This is a genomic window from Streptomyces albidicamelliae (genome assembly GCF_025642175.1).
GTDB classification, from domain to species: domain Bacteria; phylum Actinomycetota; class Actinomycetes; order Streptomycetales; family Streptomycetaceae; genus Streptomyces; species Streptomyces albidocamelliae.
In genome coordinates this window covers 44708-66262 of the sequence record NZ_CP106797.1, presented here as the reverse complement: position 1 = coordinate 66262, position 21555 = coordinate 44708, and the positions used below count along the sequence as shown (strand labels likewise).

The 21555-nt window shown below is 69.1% G+C and carries 22 protein-coding genes; 9 read left to right on the top strand and 13 right to left on the bottom strand.

The features are described 5' to 3' along the window. Positions 1 to 54 precede the first annotated feature (54 nt). From N8I86_RS38910 to N8I86_RS38890, 5 genes are read right to left on the bottom strand one after another with little or no spacing between them, the layout of a single operon-like run. Positions 55 to 765, bottom strand: coding sequence for a type I-E CRISPR-associated protein Cas6/Cse3/CasE (locus N8I86_RS38910; protein WP_263280370.1), 711 nt, complete (start codon positions 763 to 765; stop codon positions 55 to 57). Then, positions 762 to 1622, bottom strand: coding sequence for a type I-E CRISPR-associated protein Cas5/CasD (gene cas5e, locus N8I86_RS38905; protein ID WP_263280369.1), 861 nt, complete (start codon positions 1620 to 1622; stop codon positions 762 to 764). The genes N8I86_RS38910 and cas5e overlap by 4 nt, the downstream gene beginning before the upstream one ends. Then, on the bottom strand, positions 1619 to 2983 hold the full coding sequence (locus N8I86_RS38900; protein ID WP_263280368.1) for a type I-E CRISPR-associated protein Cas7/Cse4/CasC: 1365 nt from the start codon (positions 2981 to 2983) through the stop codon (positions 1619 to 1621). Before N8I86_RS38900 ends, cas5e begins: the two co-directional genes overlap by 4 nt. Next, a complete protein-coding gene (gene casB, locus N8I86_RS38895) occupies positions 2980 to 3579 on the bottom strand; it encodes a type I-E CRISPR-associated protein Cse2/CasB (RefSeq protein WP_263280367.1) in 600 nt (199 codons plus the stop codon). Before casB ends, N8I86_RS38900 begins: the two co-directional genes overlap by 4 nt. Next, positions 3576 to 5099, bottom strand: a complete 1524-nt coding sequence (locus N8I86_RS38890; RefSeq protein ID WP_263280366.1) for a type I-E CRISPR-associated protein Cse1/CasA — start codon at positions 5097 to 5099, stop codon at positions 3576 to 3578. Before N8I86_RS38890 ends, casB begins: the two co-directional genes overlap by 4 nt. A 118-nt stretch (positions 5100 to 5217) precedes the next feature. Here N8I86_RS38890 and cas3 point away from each other — a divergent pair, with 118 nt between their 5' ends. After that, entirely contained in the window at positions 5218 to 8133 is a 2916-nt protein-coding gene (gene cas3 / locus N8I86_RS38885) for a CRISPR-associated helicase Cas3' (protein WP_263280365.1), read from the top strand. A gap of 982 nt (positions 8134 to 9115) precedes the next feature. Here cas3 and N8I86_RS38880 read toward each other — a convergent pair. From N8I86_RS38880 to N8I86_RS38845, 8 genes are all read right to left on the bottom strand, one after another. Beyond that, complete coding sequence (locus N8I86_RS38880) at positions 9116 to 9325, bottom strand: hypothetical protein (RefSeq protein WP_263280364.1); 210 nt, start codon at positions 9323 to 9325, stop codon at positions 9116 to 9118. Between the two features lie 43 nt (positions 9326 to 9368). Next, on the bottom strand, positions 9369 to 9731 hold the full coding sequence (locus N8I86_RS38875) for an SH3 domain-containing protein (protein ID WP_263280363.1): 363 nt from the start codon (positions 9729 to 9731) through the stop codon (positions 9369 to 9371). 1396 nt (positions 9732 to 11127) lie between these two features. Further along, on the bottom strand, positions 11128 to 11682 hold the full coding sequence (gene tpg, locus N8I86_RS38870) for a telomere-protecting terminal protein Tpg (protein WP_263280362.1): 555 nt from the start codon (positions 11680 to 11682) through the stop codon (positions 11128 to 11130). A 108-nt stretch (positions 11683 to 11790) separates the two neighbouring features. After that, entirely contained in the window at positions 11791 to 13056 is a 1266-nt protein-coding gene (locus tag N8I86_RS38865) for a hypothetical protein (protein WP_263280361.1), read from the bottom strand. Positions 13057 to 13404: 348 nt separating this feature from the next. Continuing rightward, a complete protein-coding gene (locus N8I86_RS38860; protein ID WP_263280360.1) occupies positions 13405 to 13662 on the bottom strand; it encodes a helix-turn-helix transcriptional regulator in 258 nt (85 codons plus the stop codon). A 61-nt stretch (positions 13663 to 13723) separates the two neighbouring features. Continuing rightward, the gene (locus N8I86_RS38855) at positions 13724 to 14491 is read right to left on the bottom strand and encodes a glycosyltransferase family 2 protein (protein WP_263280359.1); all 768 of its coding nucleotides are present in this window, start codon (positions 14489 to 14491) and stop codon (positions 13724 to 13726) included. After that, on the bottom strand, positions 14488 to 15261 hold the full coding sequence (locus tag N8I86_RS38850) for a glycosyltransferase family 2 protein (protein WP_263280358.1): 774 nt from the start codon (positions 15259 to 15261) through the stop codon (positions 14488 to 14490). Before N8I86_RS38850 ends, N8I86_RS38855 begins: the two co-directional genes overlap by 4 nt. Then, a complete protein-coding gene (locus tag N8I86_RS38845; protein ID WP_263280357.1) occupies positions 15261 to 16073 on the bottom strand; it encodes a GntR family transcriptional regulator in 813 nt (270 codons plus the stop codon). The genes N8I86_RS38850 and N8I86_RS38845 overlap by 1 nt, the downstream gene beginning before the upstream one ends. 658 nt (positions 16074 to 16731) lie before the next feature. On the opposite strand from N8I86_RS38845, the gene N8I86_RS38840 reads away from it, so the two are divergent. From N8I86_RS38840 to N8I86_RS38805, 8 genes are all read left to right on the top strand, one after another. Then, positions 16732 to 17022 (top strand): hypothetical protein, encoded by a 291-nt coding sequence (locus tag N8I86_RS38840; RefSeq protein ID WP_241841355.1) that lies wholly within the window; start codon positions 16732 to 16734, stop codon positions 17020 to 17022. 175 nt (positions 17023 to 17197) lie between these two features. Beyond that, positions 17198 to 17518, top strand: coding sequence for a hypothetical protein (locus N8I86_RS38835; protein WP_263280356.1), 321 nt, complete (start codon positions 17198 to 17200; stop codon positions 17516 to 17518). Positions 17519 to 17618: 100 nt separating this feature from the next. Then, entirely contained in the window at positions 17619 to 17825 is a 207-nt protein-coding gene (locus tag N8I86_RS38830; RefSeq protein ID WP_263280355.1) for a hypothetical protein, read from the top strand. Beyond that, entirely contained in the window at positions 17818 to 17994 is a 177-nt protein-coding gene (locus N8I86_RS38825; protein ID WP_198960541.1) for a hypothetical protein, read from the top strand. Before N8I86_RS38830 ends, N8I86_RS38825 begins: the two co-directional genes overlap by 8 nt. Before the next feature lie 296 nt (positions 17995 to 18290). Beyond that, entirely contained in the window at positions 18291 to 18479 is a 189-nt protein-coding gene (locus N8I86_RS38820) for a DUF5999 family protein (RefSeq protein ID WP_317633659.1), read from the top strand. Positions 18480 to 18739: 260 nt separating this feature from the next. Continuing rightward, entirely contained in the window at positions 18740 to 20317 is a 1578-nt protein-coding gene (locus N8I86_RS38815) for a DUF2637 domain-containing protein (protein ID WP_263280353.1), read from the top strand. Between the two features lie 130 nt (positions 20318 to 20447). After that, the gene (locus tag N8I86_RS38810; RefSeq protein WP_263280352.1) at positions 20448 to 20963 is read left to right on the top strand and encodes a hypothetical protein; all 516 of its coding nucleotides are present in this window, start codon (positions 20448 to 20450) and stop codon (positions 20961 to 20963) included. Beyond that, positions 20963 to 21181 (top strand): hypothetical protein, encoded by a 219-nt coding sequence (locus N8I86_RS38805; RefSeq protein ID WP_263280351.1) that lies wholly within the window; start codon positions 20963 to 20965, stop codon positions 21179 to 21181. The genes N8I86_RS38810 and N8I86_RS38805 overlap by 1 nt, the downstream gene beginning before the upstream one ends. Positions 21182 to 21555: the final 374 nt, after the last annotated feature.

Genomic DNA, 21555 nt, shown 5'->3' with positions numbered 1-21555 from the left:
TCGCTTACGCGGAGATGTGTCCGGCCGGAAGCGGGGATCCGACCGGTTGGAATGCTACTTGCGTACGAGGACGAGGCCTACTCCGTAGGAGCGGGCTTTGCCGATTCCTTCGGTGAGGGTGTGGGTGAAGGTGGCCGGGTCGGTGACGGTGAGCTGGCCGCGGACTTCGGCTCGGACGACTTTGAGGCCCTTTTTCGCCGTGGAGACGAGTGGCGGCAGCATCGTGGTGGAGATGTGGGCCGGGTCTGCGTCGGCGCCGATCCGCTTGATGCTGGCTGGCCCGATGGGGGGTTCGCCTTGGGGCTGGAGCCGCTGCGTGAACCACTCGGCCGCGTGGCGGGGGGACATGCTGGCGATGCGTCGTCCGCGTTGGCCCTTCTTCGGGCCAGCGGTGGGCATGGCGGACCGGATGGGGTTGATGAACGCTCGGAAGGTGTAGGTGTCGCCGGCCTTGATGGTCTGGTCGATGCTGATCAGGTGGGGGGGTTCCAGGTGGGCGGCGCGGGCAACGGGGGTCCAGTCGGGGGTGATGCGGGCCTGGGTAATGAGGGTGAGGGTCTGCGTACGCAGGTTGACGGTCCAGGCGGAGAGCACGCCCATCTGTGCGCGTGCGTCGGCTTCGCCGTCGGGCACCCAGCCTCGGTGGCCGCTCATGACGAGGCGGTGCATGTCGTGGACGTCGTTCATGGCCCGGATGACGTCGGGGTGGCGGGTGTCGAGGGTGAGGACACTCTGGGTGGCGACGAAGCGCGTGGGTGTGCTCACGGGATGGGTGTCCATTCGATGGTCGGGGTGGGGGTGATGCGGGTGCGGGTTTCCCAACGGGTGGCGTGGGTGCGGTCGTGGGGGTGGAAGGTGACGGGCTGGTCGTCGATGGGCACGGCGCGGGGGGCGCCGGAGGATGCGTCGATCCAGGCCCAGGGGCGTGGAGTGTCAGCTTCCTTGAGGAGGGGGGCGTGAGTGAGGACGTGTTCGAGGGTGCCGGGGTGGACGCCGCCGGAGAGGTCGCCGGTGGGGGGGCAGGATTTACGGCCGAGCCAGAGAAGGCGACGGGGGTGCTCGAGGTGGTGGGAGATGGTGTCGAGAAGGGTGGTGTCGTGGTGTTGGACGGCGGCGACGAATGCCGCGTCGGCGAGGTACCAGCGTTCGCTGACGGCGGGGTTGCGCAGGACTGCTTTGGCTGCGGTGAGCAGGTGGCCGGTGTCGGGGTCCGCTTCGATGTATTTGGGGGCGCCGTACCAGCCGTCGATGTGGTGCTGGCCGAAGGCGGGGCCGGTGGCGTCTTCCAGGGTGGTGGCTTTGGCGGCGCGGCGGTGGTCGGTGATGAGGTCGCGGGGGCGTAGGGGGTAGGGGCCGCCGCCGACGACGTGGAAGTCGCGGTAGGGGGTGCCGGGGCGGTCGGCGCGGACGCCGTAGCGGAGTTCGGCGAGGGGGCCGAGTGGGTCTTCGCGGTCGTAACCGAGGGCGGCGGCGATGAGGCCGATGACTGCGGATTTGGTGGGGCGCATGTGGGTGGCGCGGCGTTCGAATGCGCCGGAGGTGCCCCAGGCTTGGAGAGGGCCTGCGAGGCGGATGAGAAGCGTGGCCACTTCCCTGCCTGCGCGGGGAGCAGTGCTGTTCATGCGGTGAGCTCCTCCAGGGTGGTGGCCTCGGAGGCGGGGAGGGTGCCGTCGGCGGTGAGCTGGTCGATCAGGTTCTGGATGTCGAGGTCGTAGGTGAGGAGGCGGCCGGGGGTGGCGTCGGTGCGTTTGGTGGTGATGAGGCGGTGGTGGTCGAGGAGCCGTTTGGCGCCCGCGAGGGCGGCGGGGCCGTCGGAGGTTTCGTCGATGTGGGACTGGAAGGCGGCGGCGTAGAAGTAGGGGCGGGCGCCTTCGTGGGCCAGGACGAGGTTGGGGAGGGTGCCGGTGGATGCGGTGCTGTTGGCCTTGGCCCGGGGGACGGCGTCCACGAAAGCCTGGATGAATTCGGCTTCAGCGGCCTGTGCGGCGGTTTCGGCTTGGTCTTCGGTCATGCCTGCGCTGCGAAGGTTGACGCGGAGCTTGTGCCGGTCGAGGGCGGCGTGGCGGTAGAAGGTGCCGGAGATGAGTGACTGGTAGCCGGTCATGCCGGCGCCGGCGTTGTCGGCGGCGTCGAGGAAGTCGAGGGCGTTTTCGCGGCGTTCGAGTTTGGCGTCGTCGGCGGCGGCGTAGAAGTCGTCGATGTGCTCGGCAGGGGCGATGGTGAAGGCCCAGGAGTGCTGGGCGGCGCCGTCCACGGTGCGCAGCTCGGCGACCTCAGCGAGGAAGCGGCCGAAGATGGTGATGTCGATGGCGTCTCGGGGGGCGAATGCGGTGAGGATGCCGGTGCGGAGCTCTTTGGGCAGGGGTGGGATCTTGACTTCCTCCTCCTTGTCTTCCTTGCTGTCCTTGGTGGCGGGTTCGGCCGGCGCGTCGGCGTCGGCGGTGGTGGTCTTCTTCCGGGCGTTCTTCTTCGCGTTTCTCTTGGCCTCTTCCTTGGCGGCGGCTTCTGTCTTGGCGGCCGTGTACTGGGTCAGCCACGTGTTGAAGGTGTCGGCGTGGGTGCTGATGTGATCGGCGATTCGGTCACCGGAGTCCTCGGGTGCGTAGAAGAGCACCTTGGTGAGGAGGGCGGTGGATTCCTTCTCGCCGAACTTCAGGCCGAGTCCTTCGAGTGCGGCCTTGGCTGCGTAGATGGCCTGGTCGGGGTCCCAGTCGTGGTTCTTGACCAGGGCGTCTCGGGTGAACAGGGCCCATTCGCGGGTGCGCCTGCCGCTGCTGTAGGAGGCGAGGGGACCTTCGCCTCGGTTGGCACGGTGGCGGGAGTGGGTGCGTTCGGCTCGGCGGCGGGCTTGGGCGGAGATGGCGGTGCGTTCGGCGCCGCCGTAGACGAATGCTTTGGGCTGGCCGTTCTCGTCGCGGACGGGGAGGGCGGCGGCGAAGGTTTCCAGGGCGTGCAGGGACAGGTATTGGGGTGTGCTGTTCACTTGGCGGCTCCGTTCGTGCGGGCGGTGGTGCGGCGGCGGGTGTAGAAGTCGTCGCCCCATGCTTCGGCGGTGGGGCGTCCGCGGTCTGTCCAGTGGGTGAGGTCGGTGATGAGCTGGGCCCAGGAGGGTGGTGTGGTCTCGCCGGCGCGGATGCGTTCGATGGCGTGCTGGAGGTGGCGCCAGGGGATCTGGCGGGCTGGGAGTATGCGCATCATGAGGCGTTCGGCGCCGGGGTTGGAGGGGCCTCGGGCTCCGTCGTAGCCGATGGCGCGGATGGCGGTGCCCATGCTGCCGCGGCCGTAATGGGGCTTGGTTCTGCCTGCGTGGTAGCGGGCGAAGAGGAAGCCGACCTGGCGGTAGAGGGCCCGGTGTTCTTCGGTGGGGGCGAAGGCGCGGGCTTCGAAGTGCGTGGGATTGTCGGCGGTCGCCGGGCGGCGCAGGTCGGCCAGTTTGCCGTACTGGTGGGTGTGGACGAGGCTGCCCAGCCAGGCGACGTACTGGACCGGGGCGGTAGCCGGTTCGGTGGTGGCCGGGGTGGTCTGTTGGGCGTCGGGCGGGGGGCTGGGTTCGGGGATATCGAAGAGTGGCAGGGTCATGCGGGCTGCTCCTTTCGCAGGTAGGTGGGGGCTTTGCGGGGGTTGTTGAGGGTGTCTTCGAGTTTTTCGCGGGCTTCGGTGGAGGCTCTGTGGCCCTGGCTGCTGGGGGGCAGAGAGCGGAGCCGGGCGGTGAGGAAGCGTTCGGCGTTCGAGCGGACCTCGGTGGCGTAGGTGGTGAGCGCCTCGGGAACGGGGGCGCCTTCGGCGGCTTCGTCCAGGAGTTCGTGGAAGAGGGGTTCGGTCGCGGCGAAGTGTTCGCCGGCGGCCTTGAAGCGGGCCAGCTGGCTCTGCTTGTCGGCTGGTTTCGGGTTCAGGTAGGCGATGCGCCAGGCGGCGTAGGCGGCGTCGTCCAGGGCTGCGGCGACGTACTCGGCGATGGCGCAGCCTTCTTCGGATGCCTGGCGCAGGGCGGTCTCGCGGCCGGGGATGTAGGGGAAGGCGTCGTTGACCCAGGCGATGAGCTTGCCGGGCCTGGCGAGGAGACCGACGGTCCACAGGGTGACGCGGTGGCCTTCGGGGAGCATGGCGAGGCGCCCGTAGAGATCCATGCCTTTTTCCCGGCGTGCGGTGGCCGCGTACAGGGAGTGGGCTTCGCGCCACAGGGCGCGCGCGGCGGATGCCTTGAGAGGGGCGTTCTTTTCGATCACGGCGTCTTGGAGGGCGCTGGCGTGGGTGAGGTCCACGATGTCGCCGGCGCCCATGAGGACGCGGTCGACTCCCCAGGTGCCGTCGGGCAGTCGGGCGGGGCGGGTGAGGATGGACCGGCCCAGGACGCTGTGCAGGTCGGCCGGGCCGTCGGGGATGCGGGCGGTGGGTTTGGCAGTGAAGGAGCGGCGCGGCCGGTCGGTCCAGCTGTAGTTGTAGCTGCCGGGGTCGCCGTCGTGGGGGTGCAGGTTCAGGCGGAGGGTGTCCCCGAGGGTCCGGCCGAGCGCGGTGACGTGGACGCGTTGCCCGGCCCGGCACATGGCCTGGTTGTTGAGGGCGGCGCCGAGAAGATTGCCGGGGATCATGCCCCGGCCGCCGTTGCCGCAGACGTGCTGGGTGATCACGGCCACGAAGGCGTCGGCCGCGGTGAAGGGCTCGCCGTGGTGGAGATGGTGCCGGTCGAAGAGCTGCACGTAGTCGCCGACGTGGTGCATGACGATCTGCGAGGTGCCCACGCCGTGCTGGTTCATGAACGGGGCCAGCAATGCGTTCTGGAACAGCGGCCGGTCCGGGTGGAAGAAGTTCCACTGCTCGTCGGGTTGCTGCCTGAGCCAGTCGGCGACATCGGTGAAAGGCCGGCGGCCGGTGACCCAGGTCCGCCATTCGCTGCTGGTCTCCGGATAGACGTCGGCCGCGTACGCGACGGCTTTGAGCAGCTCCAGCATGGCGAGGGTCTCGCCGGGGTGGCGGCCTGCCACTCCCTGGTGGTCGTCGGCTTTCTCGAAGGCCTCGATGAGGTCGAGGCGGCTGGGCAGACCGGCCATTGTCAGTGCCGGGAGGCAGGCTTGGGTGCGGGGATCCCAGTGCGGAACCACGTCACCTCCTTCGGATGAATGTCATCCTGTGCATCGTTGGTTGCCGTAGTGTGCCGAGCAAGGACCGTAGCAGCGAGGGGAGTTGAGGGTGGGCGGTCTTCAAAAATTGCTCCGCACCGTGGTATTGGCGTGGGGCAAGACCGACCTGAGCGGTGACAGTGCCCGGCGCGGCGGCCCGTCGTGGACGCCGCTGCTCGCTCACCTCCTGGACGTCGCCGCCGCAGCAGGCGTCCTGTGGGACCGGCATCTTCCCCCGCACATCCGCCGGCGGCTCACGCAAGCGTTCGCTGCCGGGAACGAGTCGATCGCCCGGCAGGTGGTGATGCTGCTGGCGGCCCTCCACGATCTCGGGAAGGCGTCCGACTGCTTCCTCGGGCAGTGGCAGCACGGCCGCGGAAAGCCCCAGTCGAAGCGGGAGGCGAAGGTGTGGGAGGAGCAGGCCCGCGCAGCGGGTCTTCCTCTCGGTGACGACCTGGCCCACGCCTTCTACGCCCGGCACGAGCACATCACCGCCGCAGCACTGCCCCGGCTGCTGGGCTGCACGTGCACGGAGTGCGGCGGCACCGGCGAGCGGCACGAGGGGCTGCACGATGCGGGGGTGCTGCTCGGCGGCCATCACGGGCACATCCCGCACCCGGAGACGGTCGACCGGGCCCGAGGGGCCGCACCGGCCGCACAGTGGGGGGACGTGCACGCGGCGATCGTGCAGACGGTGGCCGACGCGATCGGACTCGACCTCGCCACCGTGGCACGGGTGGTCGACCCGGTGCGGCCCTCCGCGCGGATCGCTTTCCTCTACCTGGTGTACCTGGCGGACTGGATCGCCTCCGACACCGAGTTCTTCCACTTCCGTGCCCACACCACACCGGTCACCGACTGGTGGCAGGCCGCCCTGCAGGAGGCCGACCAGGCGGTGCGAGCCCGACGGCTCGCCCGCTGGCAGGCACGGCCTGTGACGTGGGAGGAGATGTGGCCCGACACCCCGCTGGCCCGCACATTCCAGGCCGACGGCATGCGGCTGGTACCGGCCGAGGGGCAGGCCATGGTCGTGGTGGAGTCGGACACCGGATCCGGCAAGACCAGACTGGCGCTGTGGATAGCCCACCATCTGGCACGCACGTGCGGGTACAGCGGCCTGTACATGGCGCTGCCCACGAGAGCGGCCGGCAACCAGGTCGCCAAGGAACTCACGAAGTTCCTGACGACGGTACTGGCGCCGGGCGAGGTACAGAACATGGCTCTGGTGCACGGCACGGCACAGGCCACAGACCTTGTTCACCAGCTAATCGACGCGCACCAGGCGCAAGGGGATCCGCTGACCGACCTGTCCAGCACGCTGGAAACGGCCACCTGCACCGACGACAGCGGCCTGGCGGTTCTAGACCCGTGGTACCTGCGACGCTGCCTGGCCCTGGTCGCCGGATTCGGAGTCGGCACCGTCGACCAGATCGCTCTCGCCCCGCAAGGCTCACGGCACTGGGCACTACGACTGGGTGCACTGATGTGCAAGGTCGTCATCATCGACGAGGCGCACGCCTACGAACTTTTCCAGCAGAACCTTCTGGGCGCCGCGGTGGAGTGGCTGGCGGAGGGCGGCGCATCGCTGGTGGTGCTCTCTGCGACCCTCCCCCGCAGCATTCGGGACGAGCTGACGGCCGCCTGGTGTCGCGGCCTCGGTACGACCGGCGACGACGACGGAAGCCAGGGGCCGATCATGGTGATCGACCACAACGGCCGGCTCCGCCGCGGCGGACCCCTCCCCCAAGATCCCAACACGCCGAAGCTTCTGACCGACATCCAACTGACAGAGGACCCCGGCGACGAAGACCTTGTCGCCGGGCTGCTGGATCAGGCCCGGGACGGCGGATGCGTCGTGGTCCGCAGCACGCGCGTCGACCCGTGCCGCTCCCGATACCGGGAAGCGGTCCGCCTCGCGAGCGCAAGCGGCTGGCGGCCCGACGAGATCCTCATCCTGCACGGGATGCTGCTCCCCCGTCACCGCCTACTGCTGGAAACCCGACTCGCCGACCTCCTCGGGCCCGGTCCCGAAGGACAGCGCAACCCCCACCGGCCCCACCGACTCCTGGTGTTCGCAACAGGAGTGATCGAACAGTCCCTGGACCTGGACTTCGACCACGGTGTCACCGACCTGTGCCCCATCGATGTGGCCGTACAGTTCCGCGGCCGAATCCACCGGCACGCCGGCAACAACCCGCACCGGCCCTCCTGGTGCCGCACGACACGTCTCACCATGCTCTGGCAGCGAGACCACGACAGCCTCCCGGTGGTGGAACCCCCGGACTTCGCAGCCGGGCGCCCAACCGGCACCTATGACGGTCTCGTCTACGCCCCCTACGTCCTGGCAGCCAGCTGGCACACCCTCACTCAACGCCGCGACGACGACGGGATCGTACGGCTTCAGACCCCACGCGACTCCGCATGGGCCCTGGAGAGCGTCTACGGATCTCCCGCCCACGGCGCAGGAGCAATACACAAGCTTCTCGACCGCACGCACGCCGCTTACCTGGACGCACTCGCCGACGAGGCTCGCCAGGCCGAAGAGCGCATCTTCCACCCCTACACACGCCGGCGGCGAACCTCCGTAGCCACCTACGACCTCGCCTCCGGACACGCCCAAGGCGACGGCGACAACGGAGGCATCACCGGAATCGCTGCCCTATCCCGCCTCGGAGAAGAATCCGTCGACTGCCTGATCCTCTACCAGCAGCCCGACGGCACGATCACCTACGACCACCAAGGCCTACTCAAATCTGACCTCGGCCAGCGCTCCCCCGGCCGGGACGTGACCGCCTACCGGCGCCAGCAAAAAGACCTCCTCGCCAACACCCTCGCCATCCCCGCACGCTGGTGGAAAGGACAACGCGGCCTGCAACCGATCGCCGACTGGCCCAAACACCCCCAACCCGCCCTCAGAAACAAACCCGTCATCCTCATCGCCCCGGACGGCACCTGCCTCAGCGGCCCCACCGGCAAACTCCGCTACCACCACACCACCGGACTGGAACGCACATGACCACTCCCCTTCCGCAGCACCCGCCGAACCCCCAGCGAAGACCCCCGCGCACGGACGCCGCTCACTCCGCACCCGCAGGCATTTCCCCTCATTCAGGGCGTCCGCAACCACGTCGGAACCCTGCTTCCCCGCACCCGCGGGGATGGCCCCGACGCCCGACCCGGCGGCATCATGGCCGTCGACTGCCCCCCGGGCCAGCGCAGATGGTCCTACGAGCGCATGCACGGTGCTCGTAATGAGCACGCGCTCCCCACTCGCGGGAGAGGTCTCGAGGCACGCAGCGCGGACTCCAGCACCCGAACTGCTCCCTGCACCCGCAGGGATGGTCCACAGACCGGCTGGGCCTTCAACGACCGAGTCGTCTGCTCCCCGCACTGCGAGGATGCCCCCCTGTGCTGGCGCTGATGCGGCCTGAACGTGCAGCCGTTCCCCGCACGCATGGGGATGGTCCCGACTTCGAGGCCGTCAGGAACGTCCTCGATGACTGCTCCCCGCACGCGCGGGGATGGTCCCGTCCAGGCGATGAGGGCGCTCAAGGTGTCGTCCTGCTCCCCGCACGCGCGGGGATCGTCCCACCTCCGGCCCCGGCTTCACCGCCGACCCGGGCTGCTCCCCCCCACGCGCGGGGATGGTCCCTACGAGCCCGGCGACGACGACCCGCCTATGGTCTGCTCCCCGCACGCGCGGGGATGGTCCTGGTCCCGCACCTTCTGCGACGCGTAGCCGATCTGCTCCCCGCATGCGGGGATGGTCCCTCGTGGCGGCCCGAGATGCGAGGCCTGCCCCACTGCTCCCCGCACGCGCGGGGATGGTCCCTTGGTCAGGAAAGGCCGGCGGACTCCGCGGGCCTGCTCCCCGCCCGTGCGGGATGTTCCCTGGATGTATTTGGAGTCCAGGTCTGCGAGCGCCTGCTCCCCGCACGTGCGGGGATGGCCCCGGGATCCCGCGGTGAGCGCGTCGCGCTCCGAGATGCTGGTGTTTGTCAGCGCAGCAGGCGGCGGACGGCCCGACGCAGAGCCAGGGCGCGGAAGAGGCAGGGCAGGGCGTAGGCGCCGAGGACGGGCGTGGCGATGAGGACGAACGCGGCGACAGGGCCCGTCCAGCAGGAGATGAGCAGCGCGGTGCCGATGAGTAGGAGCAGTCCTACGGTGACGGCTAAGCCATGCTCGCCGGTCGCGTCCTGGTCGTGCATCCCGTCCTCAGGGGTGTTGGTGATCGTAGGGCGCACGGTGGTGTCAGGGGTGCTTGTAGCCGGTGGCGAGGTGGTCGCCGGCTACCCATCCGCGGCGCCCGTTGAGGGGGCCGGACTCCACCACGCCGTACGCCCACCAGACGTCTGTGGCGGTGATGCCCCAGCACTCGGCGTAGAAGTCGGTGTTCTTCGCCAGGACGGCCAGGGAGCGGTGTCCGGTGCCGCGGCCGGCCCTGAGGTGTACGGCGTTGGTGGTGTGCAGCTGCGCCGGCGCGCCGTCGGTGTTGCAGGCCTTCGGCCTGGCCGTGGCTGCTGCGTGCGCCTGCGGAGTCAGGGGGGCTGCCGAAAGGGTGGCGAGGACGGCGGCCGTCGCGGCCGCCGCGCTGGAGAGACGACGTCGGATCATGCCCGGCCAACCGGCGGACAGGCGGCTGTCGTCACGGTCGGCCTGGCAAGATCACCCGCCAGTGGTGCTGCCGGCCCTGCTCGGGGGCCCCTCGCTCTCTTCTTCTCCTGCACTCAACGTTCGACTTCTTTGGGCCGGCGCGGTCGCGTCGATGCGTGAGGGGGCGCGAACGGAAGCACGCAGGTGCACGCTCACCCCTAACGCGCGCTTCCTGTGTGAGCTTCGGCACGCCCGCCGGGGGAACTGGCACCGCGTATCAGACGTACCGTCACGAACATTCCCAGCTAGGCGACTTGAGCCCTGCTTGAGCATTGGGCTGCGGAGCTATGCGACCGCTTGGTCTGGCACGGGGTGTCACACGTCTCTTTGCTAGGGGAGAAGTTGACGGGAAACGGGATCCGTTGCACTCCGGTAAGGTCACCTCACCCCTTATCCCTGGGCCTGTGCACACGCGTGGACTCCCCCGGGGGGTCCACGAAAGGCCGTGGGCTCCCGAAGGAAGCTGCGAAATCCGCAGTCTCCAGAGGAAGTGGGGTAAGGGTCCCGATGACCGAGTTGGACAAGTCTGAGGGGCACTGCCGTTGTTGCAGCAAGCGGGACCGGCCCAAGCGGGTCGCCCGATGGCTGGGACTTCTGGCCCACGTGGTCTACGAGATCGCGCGGAACTGGTCCTGGTAGCGGAAAGCCCCGACCTGACGGCCGGGGCCTGACCGACTGAACACGTCGGCCGCACTGCACACGGTGTGCGTAGGAGAGCTCCACCTGGATGCTTCGCGGGCGTCGGGTGGGGCTTTCCTTTTTTCCGAATGCGGTTACCGCCGCGTACGCAAGTGAATCCGGGCTTTTGTGATGCCCGTCACACTCGGCGGCGGCGATGTCCCCACTATGCCTTGCCTTGCTGCACTCATGCGACAGGTAGTCACATGTTGATCTGCGTGGATCAGACGCCCGACATCGGAAAGCGTGCTGGTAGTTCCCGATTTTTCCCATGTAGCCGCGTGCGAGCGTGAGGGAAGTCACACACCGGTTTGGGTGAACGACCGCACTCGCACGCGGGCAGCTTTCGGGTGATTTGCCAGGGGTTCACACCTGCGCAAACCCCGCCTCAGACAGCGCCCGGCATGAGCCGCCGAACTGTACACGCACCCTCCGACAATGGGACCCCACAAGCGCGTGTCGTGCAGAGTGCTCCCGGCTCTGGTCAAAGCCTGACGGACGGGTCCCAGACGGCGGCCGCACACGCTTCTCCACCCCTACCGCTTACCTGCGCCCGGTCGAACACCCGGCCGGGGGCGGCCAACAGCTTCCGCAGTGGTGCAGGGCTTCAGCATGGCCATGACCGCTGAGTGCACCCGCAAGGTCCCGACGGTGGCCAGGCCAGATCAGCCGCCCGCGGCTAGAGACCGAAGTCAAGTTGCTCAACGTCGGTGAACTCCACCTCCAAACCGTGCGCGCGGCGGCCGCCGTCGCGGAAGTAGACCTCCCCCAGGGCCTCGGCGGTGATGGCACGCAGCTGCTGCTCGGTGGCGCCGGCGTCCTGGGCATCGAAGAGGCGGGCGGCGTGCTCGGGGGGCAGGGCGAGGGTGAGGTGGCGCAGGCGGGCGTCGTCGGTGCTGCCGGGCGCGGCGGTGAAGCCGAACCGGGCGCGGGTGTCGATCATGAGGCCGGTGCTGGTGGCTGCCTGGCGCCGGGCCTGTTCGCGGATACGGGGCTGCCAGCGGGCGCGGACGGCGTCGGCCAGACGCTGGGCGAGGTCGGCGCGGGGCCGGCGGATCTGGTCCTTCACGTAGCGCTCCACCGTGCGCTGTGAGACGCCGAGCAGCTCGGCCACCGGGCGGGTGCCCTTGAGCTGCTTGACCAGGTAACGAATCTGCGCGCCCGCGGACTTCGGGATCGGGCGGGTGAAGGCGCGCTGCGCTGCACGGTCAAGGCCGTCGGAGACCAGGCCCATGGGCGGGATGTCCTTTCAAGGTTCGACTGTACGGGCCTCTCGCGGCCGATCAGCCAGCCCGGCGGGGGATTTGACGCCAAGCCAGGTGATCGGCCGCGAGCGCGGCGCTCAGGGGCCGTACGTCCCTGAGGCTGCGGCAAGAGCCGGGTGGCAGCGCGGGCACTTTTCCCCCGAGCCCAGCTCACCGAGCGTGCGGAAGCGCGGGTTGAGCCTCGCCGCCGGAGTGCCCTCACCACACTCTCCGCACCATTGGGGCAGGCCGGGGCGTCCTGCGGCTGGAGCCTCGGAAGGCAGCGGCGCGGTGGATCGCTCCGCGTGCCGGGCGAGATCAGACCAACCGCGCGCTGCCAGCTCTCGGGCCCGGTCACACAGCCAGCCTTCCGGCAGGCCCTGTGCCAGCAGCTCGACGGCCTGGCCCTCCAGCCGGCTCCTGGTGCCGTTCAGCACTGGTCGCCCGAGGGCTGCCGCGTACGCAGCTACGACCCGGCTCCCCGCTGCTGCGTATTCGCCCGACCCTGCCCGCTGCTGAGGGACGTCAGTACCGGAGGGCGTCTGTCCCCCTGGCGCAGCCTCGTTCTCTCTCTCTCCGTCCGACGGGACGTCTCCAGTTGCTTCAGCGTGACCTGCGACAGGAGAGAGACCAGAGGAAGATCCGGAGGGAAAAACCAGAGGAAGACCGCGTTTGACCTGGTCAGACACCACAACCGGGTCGGAAATCCGACTCAACGGGTCGGAAATCCGACCCGCCGGGTCCGAAATCCGACCCGCCGGGTCGGAAATCCGACCCGGCTGTGGCTGCGGGTCGGAAATCCGACCCGCTCCAGAGGAGGCCCGGCTAGGGGCCGAGTCGGTACCAGCGCCGGCACCGGCGTCGTCCTCTACCAGGTCGGCCAGAGCGGTACCGAGCGCCTTCAGCTTGTCCTCGGAATTCCGCCAGCCCGCGTAACCCGCCGGGGCCCGGTCGTTGATCCGGATGCGCAGCGTCTTGGTCAGAGCGCTCGCGCGGGACGAAGTCTTGAGCGGCAGGCCCTCCGGAGTGGTCACCAGCCCGACCTTGGTAAGGCCATCGAGGACGCCCCTGACACGGGTCAGACTGCTCGGTCCGCCGCTCGGGCTAGGGAGCAGCTCGCACAGCAACTGCAGCGTGAGTACGCGGACGTGATTCTTGAACTTCTCGACCACTAGGCTCCGCAAGATCAGGTAGGCGCGAACCTCGCCGTCCTTGAGCTGCTCGCACAGAGCGATCCAGTCCATGACGCGGGTGTCGTACCAGCCGTCGGCGTCCGGGCCGTACAGCTCGACCACCTGGTCCGGGCTGGCCGCCGACGCCTTCGGACGCGTAGGCGACGACTTGGGGCGCTTCGACACGGTCATGCCGCCCCCTCATGAGGGATACCAACAGCGGCCGGAGTGGAAGCAACGGAGGTCCGCGTGGCGTTCGGACCGTGGAGCGGGTTGTGCAACTGGGCCATCTCCCCAGGTAGGGGAGCCGCGACCAGCAAATGTGACCTACGTGGATCCCGGAGTAGTGGCGTTGCGCAATCTGGTGCGCATACTCTGGGTATAGGTGACCACGCGGGCTCTAGGGCTCACGGGTATCACCCCGGCGAGGTCACCTCACCGGACACGACTCGAGGCTTTGTCAGGGCGAGAGTCGACTTGGGAGGGGCTCCGTTGTGGCGACGGGGCCCCTTCGCTTATGGGGTACGTGCGCGCTGCATGTCAGTCACCCTCCGCGCGCGAAAGCACTTCGGGGTGTTGCTCAGCGAGGCCTGCGAGTAGGCGGGCGTACGTGCGGCGGTGGGGATTGCGCGGCTCGGCCTGGCCGCCTTCCCACCGCACTACCTGAATTCGATGCACGCCTAGGGCCTCTGCCACTTCCTGCTGCGTCAAGCGGTGTGCCCGCCGAAGGAGAGACCGAACGGCAGGCGGGGGCAAATCCGGCGAACGGCGCAGGAGTTCATCGACTGCGTGATCCATCGCTTCCCTTCATTCGCTGTTACGTCGAACGCTACATCAGAAGCTACTCAGCGATCATCAATCACGTCCGGCGTGTCAGAGACGTTTCATCTCCCGACCACGCCCGCAGGGCTACGGCATGCTCCTGAATCAAGGACATGCGAGCCTCCCACTCGGACCCAGCGCGATGAGCCGGGTGCGTGGTGATCTGGCCTGCATGCTTCCGGTACAGGAGGCCGGTCTCCTCGCTGAACCAGCCGGGGGCCAGGGCATCCAGGCCGAGAAGGAGCCCGGTATCGCCAGAGGCGGGCAGGGCCATCCATCCGCCCAGCAGTGCCAGGAGAGACCGGCGCACACACAGGGTGGCCGGATGGACCTGAGGCCGGCGGTGATGCTCCCAAAATGCGTAGTTGCTACCGCGGGGGAGGAGACCCGGTTCTGGGTCGCCTTCGAAGGCGCGCGTCGTCCCGTCGTCCATCAGGTCGAGCACACGCGATGTGGTCCAGCCGACGTCCGGACGAGAGGACAGCACAGCGATGTCGCGTGCGAGGACACCCGGTGCCAATCTGTCGTCAGCATCGAGATTCTTGACGTAACGGCCGGTGGACCGGGCAAAGGCCATGGTGCGTGCCACATGGGGTCCCCCCCGACGCGACGAATCAATGTGAATTCGCGGATCGTCTGTTGGGAGCTGGGCCGCAGCGTCGACCCCGTCTCCGTCCTCCTGCACGCACCACTCCCACGACCACCCACCGGGGAGAGCCTGAGCGTCAATAGATTTGTAGGCCTCGGTGATGAATTGAAGCCCCGGGCCATGGACCGGCGTGACGATTGAGATGGTCTTGGTCACGAGGATGCCCCTCGGTCATCGAGGGGAACCTTCGGCTTCCAACTCCAGCCGAGACTCCGCAGAGCCTCAAGTCGCGGCAGTAGGAGATCATCGAGTGCGGCTCGCTCATCCGGGTCCCAGTGAGCCTGCTGTGCTGTCGCCTGCGACGAGTGCTTGCGATAGATGGCGCCGGGTTCATCGATCATCCAACCCTGCGACACCGCCTCGCAGCACAGAAGCAGCGCAACATCCTCCGAGGCCGGAACAGCTGGCCAGCCTCCTACGACGTGCACCAAGTCGGTGTAGGCCGTGAGCGTTGTTCCGACGACCGGGAAGCGCCCGGCCTTATAGCCGGCCAGCATGACGCCCTCTGCCAGGATGCCTGCGGGGGGATCATGAGGGCCGGGGAGGAGCGAGCCGTCAGGTAGAAGGTCGAGGCACGCGGATACGCACCAGGCGACGTCTGGGTGGTTCGTGAGCGTGGTGATGGCCCGACTGAGTGCTCCAGCGGGCAGCAAATCATCCGCGTCTAGGGCGCGAACGAGGTCGCCGCGCACGCGGGACATGGCGATGCTGCGGGCCATGGCCGCGCCGCCCTTGCGGTTCGTACCGATTGAGATCCTGTCATCGGAGGGCAGGACCGACGCGGGGCTGCCAGGTCCGTCCTCCTGCACGATCCACTCCCATCCCCAACCGTCCGGGAGACTTTGCGCTTTCAGCGACTCGTACGCTTCGCACATGTACTGCTGCCCCCCGTCATAGACGGGTGTGATGATGCTGATGAGCGGCATTACTTCCAGAGCTCCAAGGGCGTCGTGTAGGTCAACTCGATCCGGTCCGCAGGGATCGGGATATCCATCATTTCGACTGGCTTGCCATCGATGGAATAGCTGACTTTTCGGATTCGCAGTACGGGGACACTCGGCGGAATGTCAAAGTCTCGTACTTCCTCAGGACTTGGCATGCTCGCCGTGACGCGGTCGACAATCTTGCCCAACTCCACACCGATCGTGTACAGCTGATGCATCGTGCCCCCAGGCCACGGTTCCTTTGTGGCGTCCAGCAGGTCCGGACTCCCACTGACCAGGTCATAAGGAAGGTAGCTCGTCGAGCGGTCGACGCCGGCCTTCTGTGCATGCCGCCTCGTGTAGACGCGACGCAGTACTGAAGCTCCCGCGGGTAGCTTCAGAGCATCCCGCACTTCTTCGGGCGCCTCTATGACGGCGTATTCAGCTTTGTCCTCATAGAGGGCGCTCAGAGGGATTCCCGAGTCGGCTTCCGAGACCCCCGCGCTTGAGCGCTGCGATTCATCCAGCCGGACCGATGCCTTTTCTGCGTGATAGCGCTCATTGCTTCGGCTCTTGTGCGGCGGCGGTACACGAACCCATGTATTACCACCGGCAAGTCCAGAGAGAACCCCGGAGGCTTTCAAGGTCACAATCGCTTTGCTGACCGTGTTTTTGTTTACGCCGTATTTCTCAGCTAGGGCGGCGATCGTCGGGATCTGATCGCCAGGGCGCAGAGTGCCGCTCTCGATCTGCGCCAGGAGGGCATCGGCGACGCGCCTGGCAACGCCGTGCGCCCCCTTTGTGGTCTCGGTCATGGGCACCACCTTCGCAGATCAGACACGCCGAAGCAACACCTTCCTAGGAAGGTGTTGACGGTGTCGCGCTCGCATGTCAATCTCTTCCTCGGCGACAACCTTCCTAGGATGGATGATTCAACCTAGGAAGGTTGTTAGGTGCATAAGCGCCGTGCGCTTGAGAACTCCAGAGCGTGATCCACCACAGCTACGACGGCCGTGATCACACCGGCCGAGGTGAGTGGAGACCCGTCGTGAGGCGCCATCACCTCTGGTGGTGGCAGTCGGCACGCGTAGATCCGTCGGGCGCCCAACTGGGCGGCTTGGTGGGGTAAGACCCGCCGAGCGTTCATTACTGACGAGGAGCGCGGAGGGCCGACACCCCTACGACGCTAAAGAACGACGCGGCACGACCTTCACTGCAGATGACCTGTTCGGATGGATCTCCCGGACGGGGAGCGGTCCGCGTCTGTCTGAGATCTGGCGCCTCTTCGAGGCGCCGCGCCATCTGGCAGCCTGCGCTGCCCGCCGCCGACCGCGTTCTGTTCGGTGCGGTGGCCGGCGGAGTGCGCAGGGCGCACTGCCCCGCCTGCATGGCGGGGGCCTGTTCGCGGCGAACCCCCAGGGGGGCCTCCCTGGGGGTTCTTGTCGCGGTCTCCCACGCGAGAGGACAGACCACGTGCACAGCATCTTGCCCCGTCTCCACCCGAGTGTGGAGTCCGAGATCGGTCCCCGTCGGCCCGGAGCGATCTATCAGAACGTCGATGGCCGCTTCGAGGTCCTGGCGCTCGTCACGGTCCCGGCCGACGCCGCGCAGTTGCTGCGCCGGGCGGCCGCGCGGTGGGCGGTCATCGTCCGAGACACTCTCCGCCCCGACGGGCAGCCCTTCGCCGTGGGCAGCGTCTGGACGACCAGCGACTACCTCATCCGACCCGCCGTGGACTTGCCGGTATACGCGGCTGCTGCCTGACAGCCCGCCACGGTCCCTCTCCCACCCGCCAGAGCGCGCAGGAGGGTGGGAGAAGGGCCGCGGCGGGCCGCTCGGCCAGTCGAAAGGTGGACGGCCCCGAAACTTCGACCTCCCGAGGCCGTCCGTGATCAAGAAAGCGAGCACTCTCTTGAACACGACGATGATCACACGCCCGATGCAGCGGGCACCACAGTCCGGCAACGACTCGTTCACCCGGGTCCTGACCGCCATCAACTCCCACCGCACCCCCCGCCCGGCCCGCTCGAGCCACGACGCCGAGCCGGGTGCCGCCCTCGGCGCGCACCTCCTGGCCGTGGTTCGCGCCCAGGACGCGGCGATCCCCGCCGAGCGGCGGGCGCCGCGCACGCTCGCGGAGATGCGCGCCCGTCTCGCCGCGTTGACCGAGGACGAGCAGGACGCCTGCGGCCTGTGCGGATTCTGGCAGTGCCGCTGCGGCCAGGGCCGCGCCCAGACGGTCGGACGGGCGGTGGCCTGATGCGTAACCCCATCCCCGACCCGGCCCTGGACGACGAAGAGCGCGCCGAGCTGTCGCGCAAGGTGCGCGAGGTCAACGACCAGTCGGAGAAGCGCCCGAAGTGACTTCGGCGCTCATAGACGCGGCTCGTGCGGCGCAGCACCGCGCCGCACGAGCCGCGTCCGCGGTCGGCCCCGCGCATCCCCTGGCCCGCCTGCTGCTGGCGGCCGCCGCGCTGGCGGCCGCGGCCGCATGGGATGCCGGGCACCGCGTCACCGACCTCCACCCCGCCCGTCGGCACCAGCGAGAAAGACAGGCCCGTGCCTGACGACCTTCACCGGCGCTACCAAGCAGCGCACCTCGCCTATCAGGCGCACGCCGATGCCTGCCAGGGCTGCACCCGCGACACCCCCAACTGTCAGGACGGCCAAAGGCTGCGTGAGTCCTTCACCCGGCTGCAAGACGCCTACCTCACCCGCCAGCGCAGCAAGCGCTGACGACCGACATCGCCACCTCTGTCGGTTGCCTGACCCGCCCGGTCCCGCCGTTCACCTCAACGCGGTGGGGCCGGGCGCGGTCCAGGGGAGCCGAACAGCGGCCCGCCAGCGAGAAGTCCCGCGTTCGCATCAATCTCGGCGAACGCAAGCCCAAGTAGCCCGACCGCCGCCGCCTGGCCGGCGCAGCTTGCGGCGGCGAGGCGGCGGCCAGCAGAAGCACCGTCCACACCCCGCGCCCCTTGGAGGCATTCATGCGTACCCCGGCCCTGCTGCAGCCCACCCGTCAGCCCCGCTCCCTGTGCTTGCACACCCCGGCCTGCCCGTCCGCGCAGAGCGCGGACGCCAAGGCCGCCCGCGTGGTGGCCGCCCACCCGGAGCAGGGCTGGAGCCTGCTCTGCAACGGCGTCCTGCTCTTCGAGGACACCGGCGAACTGCTCCCCGACGGGCAGGTCATCGCCCCGCACCGACCGGCCGTCGCGGACTGAGTTTCGGGCCCACGCACCGCTGTTTCGGGGACAGCCGCTCGCGTTTCGGGAGCAGCCCCCGCCGTTTCGACCCCACGTCGACCACGCCTTGAGGAGACCACCCGGTGAGCATCACCGACCTGCCGCGGCCCGCCGCGTACGAGACCCGCACTTCGTCCCCGCCCGTCGCCGTTTCGGGAACACCCGGCTCTGTTTCGGGCGCAGCGGAGTCCGTTTCGGAGACGGAAAACGGAACCGGAACGGACGTGTCCCCGGCGGGGTTGACCGGCACCCAGAAGTGGACGGCCGCAGCGATCGTCGTCGCCGCGCTCGCCCTCGCGGGCATCGGCCTGTACCTCTCCTTCGAGCACGTCGCGGACTTCGCCTACCAGCAGCTGCGGTTCGGCTCACTGGGCAAGGGCCAGCTGTTCGCGGTTGGCGTCGACGTCGGCATCATGGTGATGATCGCGGTCGACCTGCTGATGGCCTGGCTCAAGCGCCCCATCAGCTGGATCCGCTACCCGGTGTGGCTGCTGACGGCCGCCACCGTCGTCCTCAACGCCGCGTCCGGGGCCCCCGCCGGGGCCTGGAAGCTCCTCGACTACGTCGCCGCCGGCGCCCACGGCGTCGTGCCGGTCCTCTTCATCACGGTCGTCGAACTCGGCCGCACCGCCATCGACCGTGTCGTCCGGCCCGACCGGGAAGAACGAGACTCGATCCCGTGGCTGCGGTGGGTCCTCGCCCCGGTCGCAACCGCCCGGATCTTCCGCCGGATGCGGCTGTGGGGCGTCACTTCCTACCCGGAGATGATCCGCCGCGACCAGCAGCTCATCGCCTACGAGCAGTGGCTCAAGCGCAAGCACCGCGGCGACATCTCCCAGGCCAGCGAGGACGAACTGCTGCCGATGAAGATGGCCCCCTACGGCTACACCGTCGACCAGGCCCTGGCCATGCCCGAGGAACAGGAACAGGCAGCCCAGGAACGCGCGGAGGAGGCCGAGCGCCGCCGCCTGGACGCGGAGACCCGCAGCGAGATCGCCAAGGCCGCATCCGAAGCCGAGCGCCTGCGTGCCAAGGGCAAGGTCGAAGCGGTGCGCGCCGAGGTCGACGGCCAGACCGGCCAGGCCCGCGCGCACGCCCGGGCCCAGGTCAGTGCCGCTGAGCGGGCCGCTGCGCTCGAGGAGGCGGCGCTGGAGACCGCGGTGATCGCCGAGGCCCGCGCCCGCGAGGCCGAGGCCCAGCGCAAGACGGCCCAGGAACGGGAAGCACAGGCCGCCGCCGAGGCGCGCGCGGCCGAGCTGGAGCACCTGGCAGCCCAGAAGCGGAAGGAGGCGGCCGAGGCCGACCAAGCCGCCGCAGCAGAGGCACGGGCGATCGAGACGGCCACCGTCGCCGAAGCGCGTAGGCGCGCTGCCGAAGCCGACCGGGCCGCCGCCGAAATGGAGCAGGCCGCTGCCGAAACGCGGCGCCGCGCGGCCGAAGCGGACCGGCTCGCGACCCAGGAGGCGGAGCGCCAGGCGCTCGCCGCCGCCCGGATCCAGGACGCCCGCAAGCATGAGGCCGACACCGAACTGGCCGCTGCCGAAACGCGGCTCGCCGCCGCCGAAGCCGAGCGGCGCGCGGTCGAAGCCGAGGACCATGCACGGCTGAGCCCCCGCGAACGCGCCGTGCGCAAGGTCGCACGGCTGGCTCTCGCCAACCACGTCGTCCCGGTCGGTGAACCGGACGCCGTCCAGCGGGAGGTGGCCCGCTGCGTGCCGCTGGCGGCCATTCAGGACGCCCTGCAGGTCAGTCCCGCCACCGCGTCCGAGTACCGGCAGGAAGCCGCCGCCCTGCTCACCGGCGGCTACCGGCCCTGACGCCCGTCCGGCACACACCAGTGAAGGCCAGCCCACTCGAATTGGGCTGGCCTTCGGCTGCGACTGCCGGAAGCAAGTCGACAGCCCCACCAGTACAGCAGACACCCGCCCCTGTAAGGAGAAGCCCCTGATGAGCAAGGACATCGCATCGCGTGTGACCACGGGCGTGCAGGCGCTCGCGCTGCCCGGCCAGCGGGAAGGCTGGCAGGCCCAGCACCGCGGCTCCCTGCTGAACGACGCCCAGACCTACGACGCCCTCGCCGATGCCATCCAGGCCGACCTGAAGGCCCGCCGCCTGGACGGCGACCTGCCCTGGGGCCTCTCGGCCGGGGCCCGCGCCCGTAAGCGGGTCAAGCCGCTGCGGGACGCCGCCCGGGCCATGCGCAAGGCCGCCAAGGCCATCAACGGCACCGTCGCCGCCTACGAAGAGACCCAGCCGGAAGTCGTCGCCAAGCGCCGGCAGGACAAGGCCCTGGAGAAGGCCCGGCGCAAGCAGCAGCTGCACGCCGCTGCGCACAACAGCGCCCAGCAGACGCTGCGCCACATCGCCCCGGCCGACTCCGACTCGGACGATGGCGCGGCCGGCCAGACCAAGCTGCTGGGTGACTTCCTCGGCCCCTCCAACGGTCGTCGGCGAGGCGCCTGATGCCCGCTGCGATGTCCCCGAAGAAGGCCGCCCACTGGAACGCCCGATTCGAACAGGCCCGCGCGGCAGGCGAGCGAGGCCCGGAGGAATTCTTCCGGGCCTGGCTCGATCTGCTGAAGGTCTCGGCGATCCAGAAGGTCCGCGTCACCGGCGACCACACCACCTTCAACGCGCTCTCCGCGGAGCTGGAACGCCTCTACCGGGATCACTGCCAGTAATCGTCATCGTCATCATCATCACCGCCGAAATGGGGGTTGACGGGGGTCCCAACCACGCGTACGCGTACGCGTGCGAGACGGCCTCCTCCCCTCACCGGCAGTCACCACGAGAGGAGGGCGCATGTCGGACGATGACCGCCCCGACAACGTGCGCCATCTGCCCCGGATCGGCTCGCCTCCGCCCCCGCCCGTGCCGTCGCCGCCCAGCCTCGGCGCGGCCGTCCCGCCGCCCGCAGCGGACACCGGGCATGTTCGAATCTCCGCTTTCGACGCCCCCGACGTCCCGCATCCGCCGCCCCCGCCGCCGGCCGTTCCGGCCGCGCTGCGCAGCGACGGCTTAGACCCCGCGGCCGCCCCTGACGCCGGCCCGCCGC